This window comes from Aliihoeflea aestuarii, assembly GCF_024105665.1.
GTDB classification, from domain to species: Bacteria; Pseudomonadota; Alphaproteobacteria; order Rhizobiales; family Rhizobiaceae; genus Aliihoeflea; species Aliihoeflea aestuarii.
In genome coordinates this window covers 137,495-152,465 of the sequence record NZ_JAAAMK010000008.1, presented here as the reverse complement: position 1 = coordinate 152,465, position 14,971 = coordinate 137,495, and the positions used below count along the sequence as shown (strand labels likewise).

Sequence of the window (14,971 nt, the reverse complement as noted above, 5' to 3'; positions counted from 1 at the left end):
GTCGAAGCTCTTGTTCTGGTATCACGCGATACGGAAATAGTCGGGCCGGCCCGTCGGCCAGGGATCGCCCCACAGCTGCTGCCCGCCGTCCACGGTCAACACTTCGCCGGTAATGAACTTGCCGGAAGGCGCAGCCAAATAGACTACCGCCTCGGCGACATCCCATTCGTCTCCGGCGTGGCGCATCGGGTTCGACTCCTCAAACGTCGCCGCCCCCTCCTCGGGATATCGCGCAAACCCGGTGCTTTCGCAGCATCCCGGCGCCACGCAATTGACGCGGATATTGTGCGGCGCCCATTCGACGGCCACCGATTTGGACAGGTAGATGACCCCGGCGCGCGCAGCACAGCTATGCGCGATACCAGGCATCCCGCGCCAGATATCCGCGACAATGCTCACGATGGCACCAGGACGCTTGGCCTTGACCCAGTTTCGGGCCGCGGCCTGCATCATCCACCAGGTGCCATTGAGGTTGGTGTCGATGACGGCGTTCCAGCCCTTCGGCGCATATTCAAGGGCGGGCTGCGGAAACTGTCCACCCGCATTGTTTACCAGAATGTCGAACCCGCCGAAATGATCGCCCACGCCATCCACGAAATTCTGTACCTGTTCGGGATTCCGGATGGTCATGGGACGAGCCAGCACCTGCCCGCCAAAGCCACGCAGGAACTTTGCGGCTTCTTCGAGCTTTTCCTCGTTCCGCCCGTTGATGGCCAGATCAGCCCCGAGACGGGCGAACAGGGTGGCGATCGCCAGGCCCAGCCCGCCTCCCGCGCCGGTCACGACAATGGTTTTTCCCGAGAACAGCCCATCAACATAGACCGTTGGATGATCGCGCAGTCGTTCACGGGAAAACCCGTAACCGGCTTCCGGCATTGACGTTCCTCCCAAAGCGGATCGGACTGTTGTCCTTGATCTGACTAAATCTAACGCACGTTAGAAAAATGCGCAACCCCCCTTTTCACTGGAACGGTTTCGCTCCGGTTTCAGTACGATTTGGGCAGACCCAGCGCCTTCTCGGCGATGAACGACATCAGCATCTGCGGCGTGACCGGCACGATGTGAAAGAGAAGCGCTTCGCGAACCAGTCTCTCGATGTGATATTCCTTGGCGTAGCCGAAGCCGCCAAATGTCATCTGTGCCGTTTGTGTCGCCTCGACAGCGGCTTCGGCCGCCAGCAACTTGGCGGCATTCGCCTCGACCCCGCACGGCTCTCCCGCGTCGTAGAGCGCCGCCGCATGCATTACCATCAGGTTCGCAGCCTCGACCTTCGCCCAGGCCTTGGCGAGCGGGTGCTGCACCCCCTGGTTCTGTCCGATCGGGCGTCCGAAAACCTGGCGCTCCTTGGCATAGGCGGCAGCGCGTTTTAGAGCGATCCGGGCAATGCCCACGCACTCCCCGGCCACGAGGATACGCTCGGGATTGAGCCCGTGCAGGATCTGTCTGAAACCCTGTCCTTCCTCGCCGATCAGGTCCTCCGCCGGGATCGGCAGCCCATCGATGAACAGTTCGTTCGAGTCGACCGCCTTGCGGCCCATCTTCTCGATCTCGCGCACATCGACGAAGGTCCGGTCCAGATCGGTATAGAAGAGCGACAGGCCCTCGGTCGGTTTTGCCACCTCTTCGAGCGGCGTCGTGCGCGCCAGAAGCAAGATCTTGTCGGCCACCTGGGCGGTGGAAATCCAAACTTTCTGGCCATGCACGACATAGCGTTCCCCCTGTCGAACCGCGCGCGTTTTGAGCCTGGTCGTGTCGAGGCCGGTCGTCGGCTCGGTGACGCCGAAACAGGCCTTCTCGCGCCCTTTAATCAGAGGTGGCAGCATCCGTGCCTTTTGCTCCGCGCTGCCGAAGACCACGACCGGGTTCAGTCCGAAGATGTTCATGTGAACGGCCGAGGCCGCGCTGGCACCGCCGCCAGACTCGGCAATGGCCTGCATCATGATCGTGGCTTCGGTGATCCCGAGGCCGGCGCCTCCAAACTCCTCCGGCATGGCAATTCCCAGCCAGCCGCCGTCCGCCATCGCCCTGTGCAGGTCGTGGGGAAAGCCGCCGTTGCGGTCGCGCTCCAGCCAGTATTCGTCGTCGAAGGCCGCACAGATCCTCAGGATCGTATCGCGGATGTCCTGCTGGTGTTCGGTCAGCCTGAAACTCATGCCGTTTCCTCCCCGGCAGGGCCAACTGCGATCAGGCCTGCCTCCACCAACCTTTCGATCGTCGCCAGGTCGCAGCCGAGCTCCTGCATGATTTCAGCAGTGTCCGCGCCCGGCCGCCGCCCCAACCAGCGAACGCTGCCCGGCGTATCACTCAGACGCGGCACTGGGCCGACCACCTTCGTCGCATCGCCTTCGACCGATACGATATCGCCGCGATGGGCGATCTGCGGGTGGGCCACGATGTTCTCGGCGCTCAGCACTGGCGCGGCCACCGCGTCGTGGAGCGCGAATTCCGCCTCGACCTCGGCAAACTCCCTCGCGGTGACGAATTCGTTGAGCCGGTCAAAGATCTCGCTCATATGCGCCGAGATTCCCTCCATCGTGGCAAAGCGCGGATCCTCGGCAAAACTGTCCCCGCCCACCGCGCGCAACAGCCGTCTGGCCGTCTCCGCGCCCCCGGCCGAGACGGTCACCCAGACACCGTCCTTGGTGCGGAATGTGCCGCCCGGCGCAAAATCCATCGGCTGACGCAGCCCGTTGCGCATCGGCGAGACACCTGCTCCGGTCAGAGCGGGAATATGATAATCGATTAGCCGCAACAGGGCTTCGAATACCGCCAGATCGACGATCTGACCGCGAACCCTGCCCCTCTCGCGGGCGAAAAGGGCGATCATGATGCCCAGGGCTCCCATCAGCCCCGTCGTGCTGTCGGCGGCCGGGAAACCGGGATGCATTGGCGAGCCATCGGCGTAGCCCGTGAGGTGCGCCAGGCCGCTCATCGCCTCGGCGGCGCGCCCAAAGGCCGGCGTCTTACGCATCGGCCCATCCTGTCCGTAGCCCGACACCCGCAAGATCACCAGGTCGGGGTTCCATTGATGCAGAACCTCAGGCCCGATCCCCGCCCGCTCGAGCACGCCGGGACGGAAATTTTCCACCAGAACATCGGTACTTTCGACCAGCTTTTCCAGGACCTTGCGCCCGGGATCGCTCTTCCAGTCGAGCGCGAGGATTCGCTTGTTGCGGGCAAGCGTCTTCCACCAGACGCCGACCCCGTCCTGCGCTTTCGGGCCCAATTCGCGCATCATGTCGCCTCGGCCGGGGGCTTCGATCTTGATCACCTCGGCACCGAAATCCGAAAGGAGTGCTGCCGCCAGCGGCCCTGCGATCACATGGCCAAGTTCAATGATCCGAATATCGCCGAGCGGCATCGCCATGTCAGCCCTCCCTGGTACTCACGAAAGCAAGCATAATCTAACATATGTTAGATTTGAAGGAGGGAATCTACGCGAAGGCCGCAAGAAAGTGATGGGGCGAAGCGGGCGAGTCACGGATCGCCCGTTCGCTCGATAGGTCGCCTCGCCGGCTGAATGAAGCCGTGCGGCGGCATTTCGGCCAGGACGCCACAAGGCGAAAGCCATCGCCCTCGAAACGCGGACACCATCTTTGGTCTCCGCATCGTTCGCGGTCGAGAAGGGACACTCCATTATTTCTTCTCGGGCTTTTCTCCCGACATGTGTCCAAGTCCCGGAACGACCGCGGATGCGCCAATGAAGAGCAGACCGGCGATAACCGATTTAACCAAGTCACCCAACAGAAACGGATAGAAGCCGGCCGTGAGGAGGCGCTCTCCATAGCCGGTGAAGACACCCAGCCATGCGAGCCCGGGAACGTAGATCAGCGCACCTGCGACGACTGCAACTGTGACCGCCCCCGGGATTGTCTTGGAATATCCTTTTCTTGCCAGCCATCCAGCCGCAAAGGCCGATATCGCAAAACCCGCAAGGTAGCCGCCCGTCGGCCCGGCAACATATGCCAGGCCAGAAGACGCCGGTGGCGTGCCGGCGAAGACCGGATAGCCTGCCAGCCCCTGCAGGATATAGGCAATGACGATGCCTGAACCACGGACAGGCCCGAGGAACAGGCCAAGCGCAACGACCACCAGGGTCTGCAACGTCATCGGAACTGGATAGAACGGAACTTGCGCCTTCGCAGACGCCGTCAGAAGTATCGTACCGGCGATCAGGATGAGCGCCTCGCCGAGCAATGTTGCGCCAATATTCCGTCCCACAAACATCTTGTTGCTATACATCTTTCTGACTCCTTTCATGACTTGGGCTGAGATCTTGAAGAGTTTTCTTCAGAGGTTGGGGCTCAATTGGCTGTTCACATGCGCTTGGCGACTTCTTCAAGCATCACCTCGGTCGCGCCCCCGCCGATCGCCTGCACACGAACGTCGCGCGACATTCGCTCGACCGGGTTTTCGCGCATGTAGCCCATGCCGCCATGGAACTGCACGCAGTCATAGAGCACGCTGTTGGCCAGCTCGCCGCAATAAGCCTTCACCATTGACACCTCGCGCACGCATTCAACGCCAGCCGCGTCGAGCCGCGCGGCGTGATAGACGAGCTGCCGGCCCGCCTCGATCCGTGTCTGGCAGTCCGCAAGACGCTGGCGGACGACCTGCTTGTTCCACAAAACGCCGCCGAAAGCCTTGCGCTGCTTGACATAGTCCACGGTCATGTCCAGCGCGGTCTGCGCCTCGGCGCAGACCATCGCGCCCAGCACGATCCGCTCGTTCTGGAAGTTCTTCATCACCGCATAAAAGCCGCGGTTCACCTCGCCGAGGACGTTCTCGGCCGGCACGCGGACATCCTCGAAAATCAGCTCGGCCGTGTCCGAACACAGCCAGCCGGTCTTGTTCAGCGCCCGGCCGACCGAAAAGCCCGGTGTGCCCTTTTCGATGGCGAACATGGTGATCCCGCGCGAGCCCTTGGCGTCGGGGTCGGTCTTGGCGCCAACAAAGTAGAGATCGCCATGCACACCGTTGGTGATGAACATCTTGGTGCCGTTCAACACCCAATCCGACCCATGCTGCACGGCGCGGGTGCGCATCCCCGCAACGTCCGAGCCCGCGCCCGGTTCGGTCACGGCGACGGCGGTGATCGTCTCGCCCGCGGTGATGCCGGGCAACCAGCGCGCCTTCTGCTCGGGTGTGCCGGCGTTTTCCAGGTGCGGCGAGGCCATATCGGTATGCACCAGCACCGTGGCCGAGAACCCGCCGAAGGTGGACCGGCCGACCTCCTCGGCCAGCATCACGCTCGACATGACATCGAGCCCGGCGCCGCCATACTGTTCGTCATAGCGCATGCCGAGAACGCCGAGCGCGCCCATCTGGCGTAGCACCTCGCGCGAAACCATGCCCTTCTCTTCCCAGGCTTCGCCCTTGGGCTTCACCTCGGTTTCGATGAAGCGCCGCAGCTGAGCTCGGATCATTTGGATATCCTCGCCGAACGGGCCGGTGGCCGCGTCGATAGTCTCGTGTCGGGTCACGTCCTGTCCTCCGGATCGAGCCTCACCAGGGGCGCGCCGCCGGCGACCGTGTCGCCCGGCGCGCAGTAGATCTCGGCTACCAAGCCCGCGACGGGCGCGGGCAGGCTTTGCAAGAGTTTCATCGCTTCGAGCACCACCAGCGTCTTGCCCTTGCTCACCCGCTCGCCGGGCGCCACCCGGATCTCGACCACCGCGCCGGGCATGGGCGCGCGCACGGTGTCGGCACCGCCCACGGCGCCGGAGGCGCGCTGCAGGTGCCGGTCCTCGAGCGTACGAAGTGGCACCATCGTCATGCCTTCCGGCGCGGAAAGATGCACCTGCCAGCGGTCGCCCGACCGCAGCACATGGGCCCGGCGGGTGAAGGGCGCGCCGTCCATCCGCCCGGTCAGACGCTGCGCGGTCAGGCGCGCAGCGTCGACGCCAAGGGCGGTGCCGTCGGGCAGTATCACCTTTAGCCGCGCGCCCTGCCCCGCGACCCTGATCGGCGCATCGGCGTCATCGCTCCAGTAGCAGGCCGCGCCCGCCCGCCCCGCAGCCTCTGTCAGCCGCCAGGCGGCGAGGCTCTGCCAAGGCGTGTCCGGCGCGGGCGCAAGATGCAGGTGCAGGGCCAGCGCGGCCAGAGCGCGGGTTTCGTCGTCGGATACGGGGGCGGTCCAGCCGCAGGGGAACATCTCGGCCAGACTGGCCGTATAGTGCGCCATGGCGACGAAGTCGGGATGCGTAATCAGCGCTCGCTGAAACGCCAGGTTCACTCCCACTCCGCCGACCGCAAATTCATCGAGCGCCGCGACCGCCTTGCGGATCGCCTCGTCACGGTCCGCACCGTGGACGATCAACTTGGCAAGCATCGAATCGTAGTGATGTCTTACGACCGATGCTTCTTCCACCCCGCTGTCCAGTCGCACGATCCCCGGCGGCGCCCATAGCGTAATCGTCCCGGTTTCGGGACGGAAATTCTCGGCCGGGTTCTCGGCGGCAACGCGGACCTCGATGGCGTGGCCGTCAAACGAAACGTCCTCTTGCGCAAACCCCAGCGCCTCGCCACGCGCGATACGCAACTGCCACTCCACCAGGTCGATACCGGTGATGGCCTCGGTCACTGGATGCTCCACCTGGAGGCGGGTGTTCATCTCCAGAAAGTAGAATTCGGCCCGCGTGGGGTCGTACAGATATTCCACCGTGCCCGCCGAGCGGTAGCCAATGGCCCGCGCCAGCCGCACCGCGGCATCGCGCATGGCCGAGCGCAAAGCGTCGGGAATATCCGGGGCGGGCGCTTCCTCGATCAGCTTCTGGTGGTTGCGCTGGAGCGAGCAGTCGCGATCGCCCAGATGCAGCACATGGCCATACGCGTCGCCCAGCACCTGCACCTCGACGTGGCGGGCGCGCGGCGCGTAGCGCTCCAGGAACACTGTCGGATCGCCAAAGGCGCCCTTCGCCTCGGCCCGCGCGGCGGCGATGGCCTCGCCTGCTGCGCCGGGATCGGTGACAAGCCGCATTCCGCGCCCGCCGCCGCCGGCGCTGGCCTTGACCAGGAAGGGCGCGCCGAGCGCCTGCGCCTCCTTAAGAAGCCGGCCGTCGGACTGGTCGGCGCCGCGATAGCCGGGCAGCACCGGCACGCCGGCGGCCTCGGCCGTGGCCTTGGCCTCGATCTTCGATCCCATACGCGCAATGGCCTCGGGCGAAGGCCCGATGAAGACCAATCCGGCTTCTTCCACGTGCCCCGCGAATTCGGCATTCTCCGACAGAAACCCATAGCCGGGATGGATAGCGCCTGCCCCGGTGGCGCGCGCCGCCTCGAGGATGGCGTCGATCTTCAGGTAGCTTTCCGCCGGGGCGGCCGAGCCGATGCAGACGGCGTAATCGGCCTCGGCGACGAAGGGTGTGTCGGGATCAGCCTCGGAGAAGACGGCCACGGCTTCCAGCCCCAGCTTCCGGCAGGCGCGCTGGATCCGGCGGGCGATCTCGCCGCGGTTGGCGATCAGGACGCGGGTGAAGCTCAACTCACCCGCCATGACGGCGTGTCCTTGTTCAGGAAGCTGTTGATCCCCTCGATGCCTTCCTCGGTCTCCCAGGCGTCGGCCAGGCGGTCGGCGGTATAGATCATGCTGTCTTCGAGCCCGTGGCTCGCGACATAGGCGATCAGCCGCTTGGTGTCGGCCACTGCCCCGGGCGCGGCCTGCAGATGGGCCTGGACGACGCGCTCCACCGCCTCGTCCAGCGCATCGGGCGCGACCACCTCGGTCAGCAGTCCGATCCGTTCGGCCCGCGCCGTGTCGAACAGGGCACCGGACAGCATCGTCTCGCGCGACGCCGCCTCGCCGATGCGCGCCACCACATAGGGTGAGATGTTGGCGGGCAGGAGGCCGAGCCGCACCTCGGTCAGGCCGAACGTCGCGCCCTCGGCGCCGATGGCGTAGTCGCACACCGATATCAGGCCGACGCCCCCGCCATAGGCCGCCCCGTTGATTCGCCCGATCAGCGGCTTTGGCAGTGTGTCGAGCCGGCGCAAGAGCCGAGCGAGCGTGGCGCTCTGTTCCACCCGTTCCGCGCGGCTCTTTTGCACGTTCGAGGCGAACCAGTTGAAGTCGCCCCCCGCGCAGAAGCTCCTGCCCTCCCCGGTCAGCACCACGATGCGCACCGCCCCGTCCTCGGCAAGCGCCGCCGCCGCATCGGCGAGTTCCGAGATCAGCGCCGCGTTGAGCGCATTGTGCTTGTCGGGGCGATTGAGGATCACGGTGGCGACGCCGCGCGCGTCCAGTTCGATCCGCAGCGTTTCATAGCGATCGTAAACCATTGCCTATCCTTACATTCTGAAGACGGGCGTGTGACGCCCCGTGTCCGGAACCGAGGTCACTATGGCCAGGCACAGGCCCAGGATGTCGCGAGTCTGGCCAGGCTCGATCAGGCCATCGTCCCAGAGCCGCGATGTGGCGTAATAGGGGTCGGACTGTTTGGCATATTGCGCGCGCACCTCGGCCACGATGCGTTCCAGATCGGCCTGCACCTTCGCCGGGTCTCCGCCCTTCCCGCGGCGCAGTTCCTGCATCACATTCGAGGCGATGTCGGCCGACATGGTGGCCAACTCCGCTGTGGGCCAGGCGAAGAGAAAGCGCGGCGCAAACCCCCGGCCGCACATACCGTAGTTGCCGGCCCCGTAGGATCCGCCCACAATTACCGACAGCCGGGGCACCTTGGCCACCGACATGGCGTAGACCAGCTTGGCGCTATCCTTGGCGATGCCGCCGCGCTCGGCCTCGGTGCCGACCATGAAGCCGGAAATGTTGTGCAGGAACAGAAGCGGAATGTTGCGCTGGTCGCACATCGACACGAACTGCGCGCCCTTGAGCGAGCTGTCGGAGAGCAGCGCGCCGTTGTTGCCGAGGATTCCGACGCGGTAGCCGTGGACGCGGGCGGTGCCGCAGACAAGCGTCTCGCCCCAGTTCGGCTTGAATTCGCGGAGCTCGCCCGCATCGATGATGCGCAGCAGAAGCTCTCGTACATCATAGGGCTGCTTGCGGTCGGCGCTGATAACCCCCAACAGCTCTTCGGGATCGTGCAGGGGCGCGGCGGCGGGTGCATCCGGGGCCATCGGTCGCGTGAGGCCCAGATTGCCGACGATGTCGCGCATCAGCGCCAGCGCATGATATTCGTCTTCGGCCAGATGGTCGTTGACGCCCGAGATGCGGGTATGCATCTCGGCCCCGCCCAGCGTTTCGCCGTCCACCTCTTCATTGATCGCCACCTTGACGATGGAAGGGCCGCCAAGATGGATGCGCGCATTGCCGCGGACCATGATGACCTCGTCCGAGAGCGCCGGAATGTAGGCACCTCCCGCCGTGCAGCCGCCGAAGACGGCCGAGATCTGCGGCAGGCCGGAGGCCGACATATTGGTCTGGCGGTAAAAGGAATTGCCGAAATGACGGGCATCGGGGAAGACCCTGTCCTGCTCGGGCAGATAGGCGCCGCCGCAATCGACGAGGTAAAGACAGGGCAGGCGGTTTTCTGCCGCGATCTCCTGCGCGCGGATGTGCTTCTTGACGGTTTCGTGGTAAAATGATCCACCTTTCACCGTGGCATCATTGGCGATGATCATGCAGGGCAGACCGTGCACGATGCCAATGCCCGTGACGATCCCGGCGCCGGGCACGTCTCCGCCGTATTGTCCGTGGGCCGCCAGCGAAGAAAGCTCTATGAAGGCGGTGCCTGGATCCACCAGCAGGTCGATTCGTTCGCGGACCAGAAGCTTGCCGCGACTGCGGTGGCGTTCGACCATGTCGGGGCGCCCACCCGCGGTTGCCGCGGCGATCCGCGCGCGCAATGTCTCGACGCGGGCTGTCTGTGCAGCGTGATTGCCCCTGAAGGTTTCCGAGCCGGCCAATACGGCCGACGTGAGTTCAGCCATAATCAGACTTCCCGCTGTTCCAGTATTCCATTGAGAAAGACGTCGGCATACGTCGAGGCCAGTGCCTCGACGCTGCCGCGTTCGGGGTCGAACCACTCCAGCGTTGCATTCAGCGCGCCGATAAGCATCAGGCGCAGCCGGCGGATATCGACGTTGCGCCGCAAGGCGCCGTCCCTCTGGAGCCGGGTCAACAGATTATCCCACTCGGCCTCGTAGGCCCGGCGCGTCGGCAGATTGGCATCGCGGACGGATTGCGGCACCTGCCCGAAAATCCGCACATTGGCCGAAGAGTAGTCACTGACATCCAGCAACGCGCGCAGATGTGCCCTGATCGCGGCCCGCAGAATGGCGGCGGCAGCGGCGCCATCGGCATGCCTCAAAACAGCTTGGCGCATCTTTTCGTGGACGGCCCTGATACCCAAATCCAGAATGGCCACGACAATCTCGTCCTTAGAGCCGAAGTGATAATAGATGCTGCCCGCCTTGATGCCCGCCGCCTCGGCGATCTTTCTGAGCGAAACCGGGCCATAGCCCTGTTCGCGAAAAAGCCGCGCCGCGACATCCAGTATGCCGTCGCGCCCGACTGGGCTGCGAATGGAAGCAACTGAAACTGTTCTTGAAGCGCGTTCGGCCACGGAAGGATCCAGCTCAAGCCCCCTGCATAACTAACACTTGTTAGGTTATTTCCAAGGAAGTGTCAACCGTGCTTCAAGGGCTTATTTTGCATCAGCCTTTCAAGGAAATAGCCGATATGCGCACCGCCCGGCCACAATGTCGGCGGTGTTCAGACCCCGCCATGCGGGCTTGCGACCGCATAGGTCAGATGGTGAAGCCGCCCCCGCAGATCACATACTGGCCCGAGATGAAGTTCGATTCGGGCGAGCAGAAAAGATAGACGGCACCAGCCGCTTCTTCGGGCGTGCCGACCCGGCCCAGCGGGATCATCCGCTCCATTTGGCTGAGCAGGTCCGGGTTGACGCCGACCTTGATGTCCCTGTTCCCGACCGTGATCGTGTTGCCGCCGTCGGCGCTGCCCTCGGTCAGACGGGTGCGGATCGGTCCAAAGGCCACTGCGTTGACGTTCACTTTGTAGCGCCCCCATTCCTTCGCCATTGTCCGGGTCATGCCCAGGATTCCGGCCTTGGCGGCGGAATAGTTGATCTGGCCGGCATTGCCTCCAGTGCCGGCGATCGAGGAGATGTTCACCACCTTGCGGAACACCTCCTGCCCGGCGGCCGCCTCTTCCTTGGCCTTGGCGCTGATCACCGGCTGGGCGGCGCGCAGGATCCTGAAGGGCGCGGTCAGGTGAACGTCGATGATCGCCTGCCACTGTTCATCCGTCATCTTCTGAACGACGCTGTCCCAGGTGTAGCCTGCGTTGTTCACGATGATGTCCAGCCCGCCAAAGCTGTCCATGCCCGTCTTGATGAAACGCTCTGCAAAGCCGTCCTCTGTCACGCTTCCGGCGCAGACCACGGCCTCGCCCCCGGCGGCGCGGACCGCCTCGGCGGTTTCGTTGGCCGGGTCGACGTCGAGATCGTTCACCACAACGCGCGCGCCTTCTGATGCCAGCTTCAGCGCGATTTCGCGTCCGATGCCACGGCCCGAACCCGAAACCAAAGCCACGCGGCCTCTGAGTTTTCCCGCCATGTCGTCTCCTCCCGTTCGCCCGCCTCAGGCCTTTTCATAAAGTGTTGTCACACAGGCACCGCCGAGGCCCAGATTGTGCTGAAGCGCCAGGCGCGCGCCGTCGACCTGGCGCGCCTCGGCCTGACCACGCAACTGCTGGACAAGCTCGGTGCATTGGGCAAGGCCGGTCGCCCCAAGCGGATGGCCCTTGGACAACAGACCGCCCGACGGGTTGGTCACGTATTTGCCGCCATAGGTGTTGTCGCCATCATCGACAAACTTCGCAGCCTCACCGCGCCCGCAGAGGCCAAGCGCTTCGTAGGTGATCAGCTCGTTATGGGCAAAGCAGTCGTGCAGTTCGACGACGTCCACATCGTCGGGGCCGATGCCGGCGGCCTCGTAGACTTGATCGGCAGCGCGCTTGGCCATCGAGTACCCGACGACCTCACGCATGTCATGGGCGTTGAAGGTTTCCCGGCCGTCCGTTGTCATGGCCTGCGCTGCAATGCGGACCGAGCTGTCGAGACCGTGCTTATCTGCAAATTCCTTGGAACAGATGATTGCCGCGGCCGCGCCACAGGTCGGTGGGCAGGCCATCAGCTTGGTCATCACGCCGGGCCAGACGACCTGAGCCGCCATGACGTCTTCCGGCGTCACTTCCTGCCGGAACAGGGCAACCGGGTTCTTGGCCGCATGCCGACTGGCCTTGGCGCGGATCTTGGCGAAGGTCTCCAGTGTGGTGCCGAACTCTTCCATATGCGCTTTGCCCGCACCACCGAAATACCGTAGCGCAAGCGGGATGCCGGCATTGCCCACCAGGTTGTCGGTTTCTTCGTCAAAAGCTGCAAAAGGGCTGACCCGATCGCTGAACATCGCGCCGATGGCGCCGGGTTGCATCTGTTCGAAACCCAGCGCCAGAGCACAGTCCACCGCGCCGCTTTCGACCGCCTGGCGCGCCAGGAACAGCGCGGTCGAGCCGGTCGAGCAGTTGTTGTTGACGTTGATGACGGGTATTCCGGTCATCCCAACCCGGTAGAGCGCGCGCTGGCCGCAGGTGCTGTCGCCATAGACATAGCCGGCATAGGCCTGCTGAACCTTGTCGTAGTCGAGTCCGGCGTCCTCCAGCGCCGTGCGCGCCGCCTTCGCAGCCATCACGTCGTAGCTTTCAGACTTGCCCGGTTTCTGAAAGGCCACCATTCCAACGCCGGTGACATAGGCTTTGCCGTTCATGTCTCTCTCCCGCTTCCATCGGCCACGTTCCAACGCCGACGCCGGACCATTTTCTACCAGTTGTTAGATTTTAACACACTGGAACGCACGCCTGTCAACATCGCTGGTGAGGGAGACGTCCCCGGCACCCATCCGAGATCAATCGCGGCAAGCGAGCGGAGGTATTGCTAACTTACGAACGATCTCTTGCCCGGCTTCCCATCACCCGTCGGGGCTTGCAGACAAGGCTCGCTTGCCGGATTTGTCCATTTTAAGCGGCATCCGGTCCATTGCCCCTTCAAAGACCCCTTCAGCCTTCCACCGATCCGCGATTTCTCCGAGCGAGTCCAGAACGCTTCGCAGGTCGTCACCACGCTGCGTCAAGCCATAGGTCACCGCAGGCGGGATCGTCTCCGCCTGTTCCCGCCATATGACCCCGGCGCCTTCGAGCATCCGCAGGCGTTCGGTCAGCATTCGCGTCGATATCCCCGGCACGGAGCGTCTCAGCGCTCCGAATCGTTGCGGCCCTTTGTCACTCAGAACCCAGATGATGTAGGTCGTCCACGGCCCCATGAGCAGACGCAGGATCGAGTCCATCGGGCACTGTGGCGGCGTCTTGGGCATCGGTGTCCACTCCCTGTTGCTGCAGTTACTTTTCCGTTCTTACTTTGATTTCCGCTGTAACTCAACTATTCTCGACCAAGCGGGCAACATTCAAAGCAGGCAACGGGAAGATGGCATGAGCGACAGGACGGTGCGTATCACTTATTGGATTGCAACAGGGTTCGTCGCCCTGGTCTATCTGGGAGGGGCGATCTTCTACGTCACGGCCAACGACATGGTGACGGGGATGTACGGTAATTGCTCACCCTGCCGCCGGCAGAGGCTTGCCGTGTAGCGCGAGACGGATGGCGCACAAGGGCTCGATCGAGCGGCGGCGGGCGGTCTCGATTACGGAGCGGGCGTGGGCGTAGAGTTCGGCTCCCCATTGCGAGCGGAAGCAGTTGGTGACTTTGCGGAAGGTTGCGCACGGCCTGAGCGCGCGCTCGGAGCCGTTGTTGGTGGCGGGCAGGTCGCGGCGCTCGAGGAACAGGAACAGGTGCGCCCGGCAGCCCAGGATCGCTCGCCGGAGCTTCTCGCCTTCGCGACAGGCCGGGGGCTGGCGCAAGATCGTGTCGAGCCGCTTGTCGAGCTTGCGGGCGTGGTCGCGCAAGGTGGCGTCTTTGAGCGCGCTTCGTCGCCGTCCGATCCCGCAGGCGTTCTCCAGGAGCTTTTTGAGGTTGGGCGCGAACACGCAGTCCCCGGCGTCGATCGCATACTGGGCGTCGCGGATCAGATGGGCGAGACAGACCTGGTGGTCCTTCCTGGCCCATCCCATCTGCGAGCCCAGGCGGTCGGAGACCCAGTAGTCGGGGCGACGCTCGCCCAGGAAGGCTTCGACCACGTCCTTGCCGCGGGATGGCGCGATGCGGAAGCAGGCCGCATCGCCGTGATGGAACACCCAGGTCCACCAGCCCTTCTTGCCGACCCGCACGCCCGTCTCGTCCGACTCGATGCAAGCGCCTTCGAGCAGTCGTGCACGGATCGCCTCGACCGTCCTGGCGAGCGGCGCGGTGCTCTCGGCGAGGATATTGACGAGCGCGCCCTCGGAGATGGCGAGCCCGAACAGGTCGGAAAACAGCCGCGCCAGCCGCTCGAGCGAGACCGCATGGACCGTGCGCAGATAGATCGCGAGGGCGCGCAGGTTGGGGCCGAACGGCGAGCCGGGCTCGAGGCCCTCGGGCGGGCTCGCCCTGAAGCGCTTCTTGCAGCATGGGCACCTCCCGCCCAGCAACTCCACGCGCGTCACATCGGGGACGATCGGGGGGATCTCGATGCGATCGTAGCGGTGCACGACGGCTTGCTCGGCGCTCGGCACGTCGGCGGCACAGTGGGGGCAGGCCTGTGCGCGTGCCCCGACCGTGCGCGTGGGGTCGGGATGCAGCGCCCGCGCCGAGCCTTTGTGCGGCTTGGCCTTGGGCTTGCTCTCGCCGGCTCCGGGGGAGGCCTTCCGGCCGCGGCTCGGGGGCAGGGACGAGTTGTCGGGGGTCTTGGGCGGCGCGGCGAGTTTGGCCTCCAGCTCCTCCACCCGCTTCGTCAGCGCCTCGACGCGCTCCATCAGCGCCAGGATCAGCGCGTCCTTCGCGGCGGAGTCGAGAGCGGACAGATCGACCGGCGGCTGCATTCCGCCATTGAGTCAGACTCGCCG

General features: G+C 64.5%; 13 protein-coding genes. All 13 read right to left on the bottom strand.

What is annotated here, in order from left to right:
* Positions 1 to 21: 21 nt before the first annotated feature.
* Positions 22 to 876 (bottom strand): SDR family oxidoreductase, encoded by an 855-nt coding sequence (locus GTW25_RS15810; protein WP_173194942.1) that lies wholly within the window; start codon positions 874 to 876, stop codon positions 22 to 24.
* A gap of 110 nt (positions 877 to 986) precedes the next feature.
* Positions 987 to 2,153, bottom strand: coding sequence for an acyl-CoA dehydrogenase family protein (locus GTW25_RS15805; protein WP_252913177.1), 1,167 nt, complete (start codon positions 2,151 to 2,153; stop codon positions 987 to 989).
* Complete coding sequence (locus GTW25_RS15800; RefSeq protein WP_252913176.1) at positions 2,150 to 3,367, bottom strand: CaiB/BaiF CoA transferase family protein; 1,218 nt, start codon at positions 3,365 to 3,367, stop codon at positions 2,150 to 2,152. The genes GTW25_RS15805 and GTW25_RS15800 overlap by 4 nt, the downstream gene beginning before the upstream one ends.
* A gap of 269 nt (positions 3,368 to 3,636) precedes the next feature.
* Positions 3,637 to 4,242, bottom strand: coding sequence for a biotin transporter BioY (locus GTW25_RS15795; RefSeq protein WP_252913175.1), 606 nt, complete (start codon positions 4,240 to 4,242; stop codon positions 3,637 to 3,639).
* Positions 4,243 to 4,316: 74 nt separating this feature from the next.
* Positions 4,317 to 5,426 carry an acyl-CoA dehydrogenase family protein gene (locus tag GTW25_RS15790; protein ID WP_252913174.1) on the bottom strand — a complete coding sequence of 370 codons (1,110 nt, stop codon included), beginning with the start codon at positions 5,424 to 5,426 and terminating at the stop codon, positions 4,317 to 4,319.
* Between the two features lie 53 nt (positions 5,427 to 5,479).
* Positions 5,480 to 7,495 carry an acetyl/propionyl/methylcrotonyl-CoA carboxylase subunit alpha gene (locus GTW25_RS15785; RefSeq protein ID WP_252913173.1) on the bottom strand — a complete coding sequence of 672 codons (2,016 nt, stop codon included), beginning with the start codon at positions 7,493 to 7,495 and terminating at the stop codon, positions 5,480 to 5,482.
* Positions 7,480 to 8,277: a crotonase/enoyl-CoA hydratase family protein gene (locus GTW25_RS15780; RefSeq protein WP_252913172.1), complete on the bottom strand. Its 798-nt coding sequence runs from the start codon at positions 8,275 to 8,277 to the stop codon at positions 7,480 to 7,482. The genes GTW25_RS15785 and GTW25_RS15780 overlap by 16 nt, the downstream gene beginning before the upstream one ends.
* A gap of 9 nt (positions 8,278 to 8,286) precedes the next feature.
* Entirely contained in the window at positions 8,287 to 9,885 is a 1,599-nt protein-coding gene (locus tag GTW25_RS15775) for an acyl-CoA carboxylase subunit beta (protein WP_173194947.1), read from the bottom strand.
* A 2-nt stretch (positions 9,886 to 9,887) separates the two neighbouring features.
* Positions 9,888 to 10,520 carry a TetR/AcrR family transcriptional regulator gene (locus GTW25_RS15770; protein ID WP_206680625.1) on the bottom strand — a complete coding sequence of 211 codons (633 nt, stop codon included), beginning with the start codon at positions 10,518 to 10,520 and terminating at the stop codon, positions 9,888 to 9,890.
* 184 nt (positions 10,521 to 10,704) lie between these two features.
* Entirely contained in the window at positions 10,705 to 11,535 is an 831-nt protein-coding gene (locus tag GTW25_RS15765; protein WP_173194948.1) for an SDR family NAD(P)-dependent oxidoreductase, read from the bottom strand.
* A gap of 24 nt (positions 11,536 to 11,559) precedes the next feature.
* Positions 11,560 to 12,744: a lipid-transfer protein gene (locus tag GTW25_RS15760; RefSeq protein ID WP_173194949.1), complete on the bottom strand. Its 1,185-nt coding sequence runs from the start codon at positions 12,742 to 12,744 to the stop codon at positions 11,560 to 11,562.
* Positions 12,745 to 12,945: 201 nt separating this feature from the next.
* Complete coding sequence (locus tag GTW25_RS15755) at positions 12,946 to 13,347, bottom strand: winged helix-turn-helix transcriptional regulator (protein WP_206680626.1); 402 nt, start codon at positions 13,345 to 13,347, stop codon at positions 12,946 to 12,948.
* A 241-nt stretch (positions 13,348 to 13,588) separates the two neighbouring features.
* The gene (gene tnpC, locus GTW25_RS15750) at positions 13,589 to 14,947 is read right to left on the bottom strand and encodes an IS66 family transposase (protein WP_252913170.1); all 1,359 of its coding nucleotides are present in this window, start codon (positions 14,945 to 14,947) and stop codon (positions 13,589 to 13,591) included.
* Between the last annotated feature and the right edge of the window lie 24 nt (positions 14,948 to 14,971).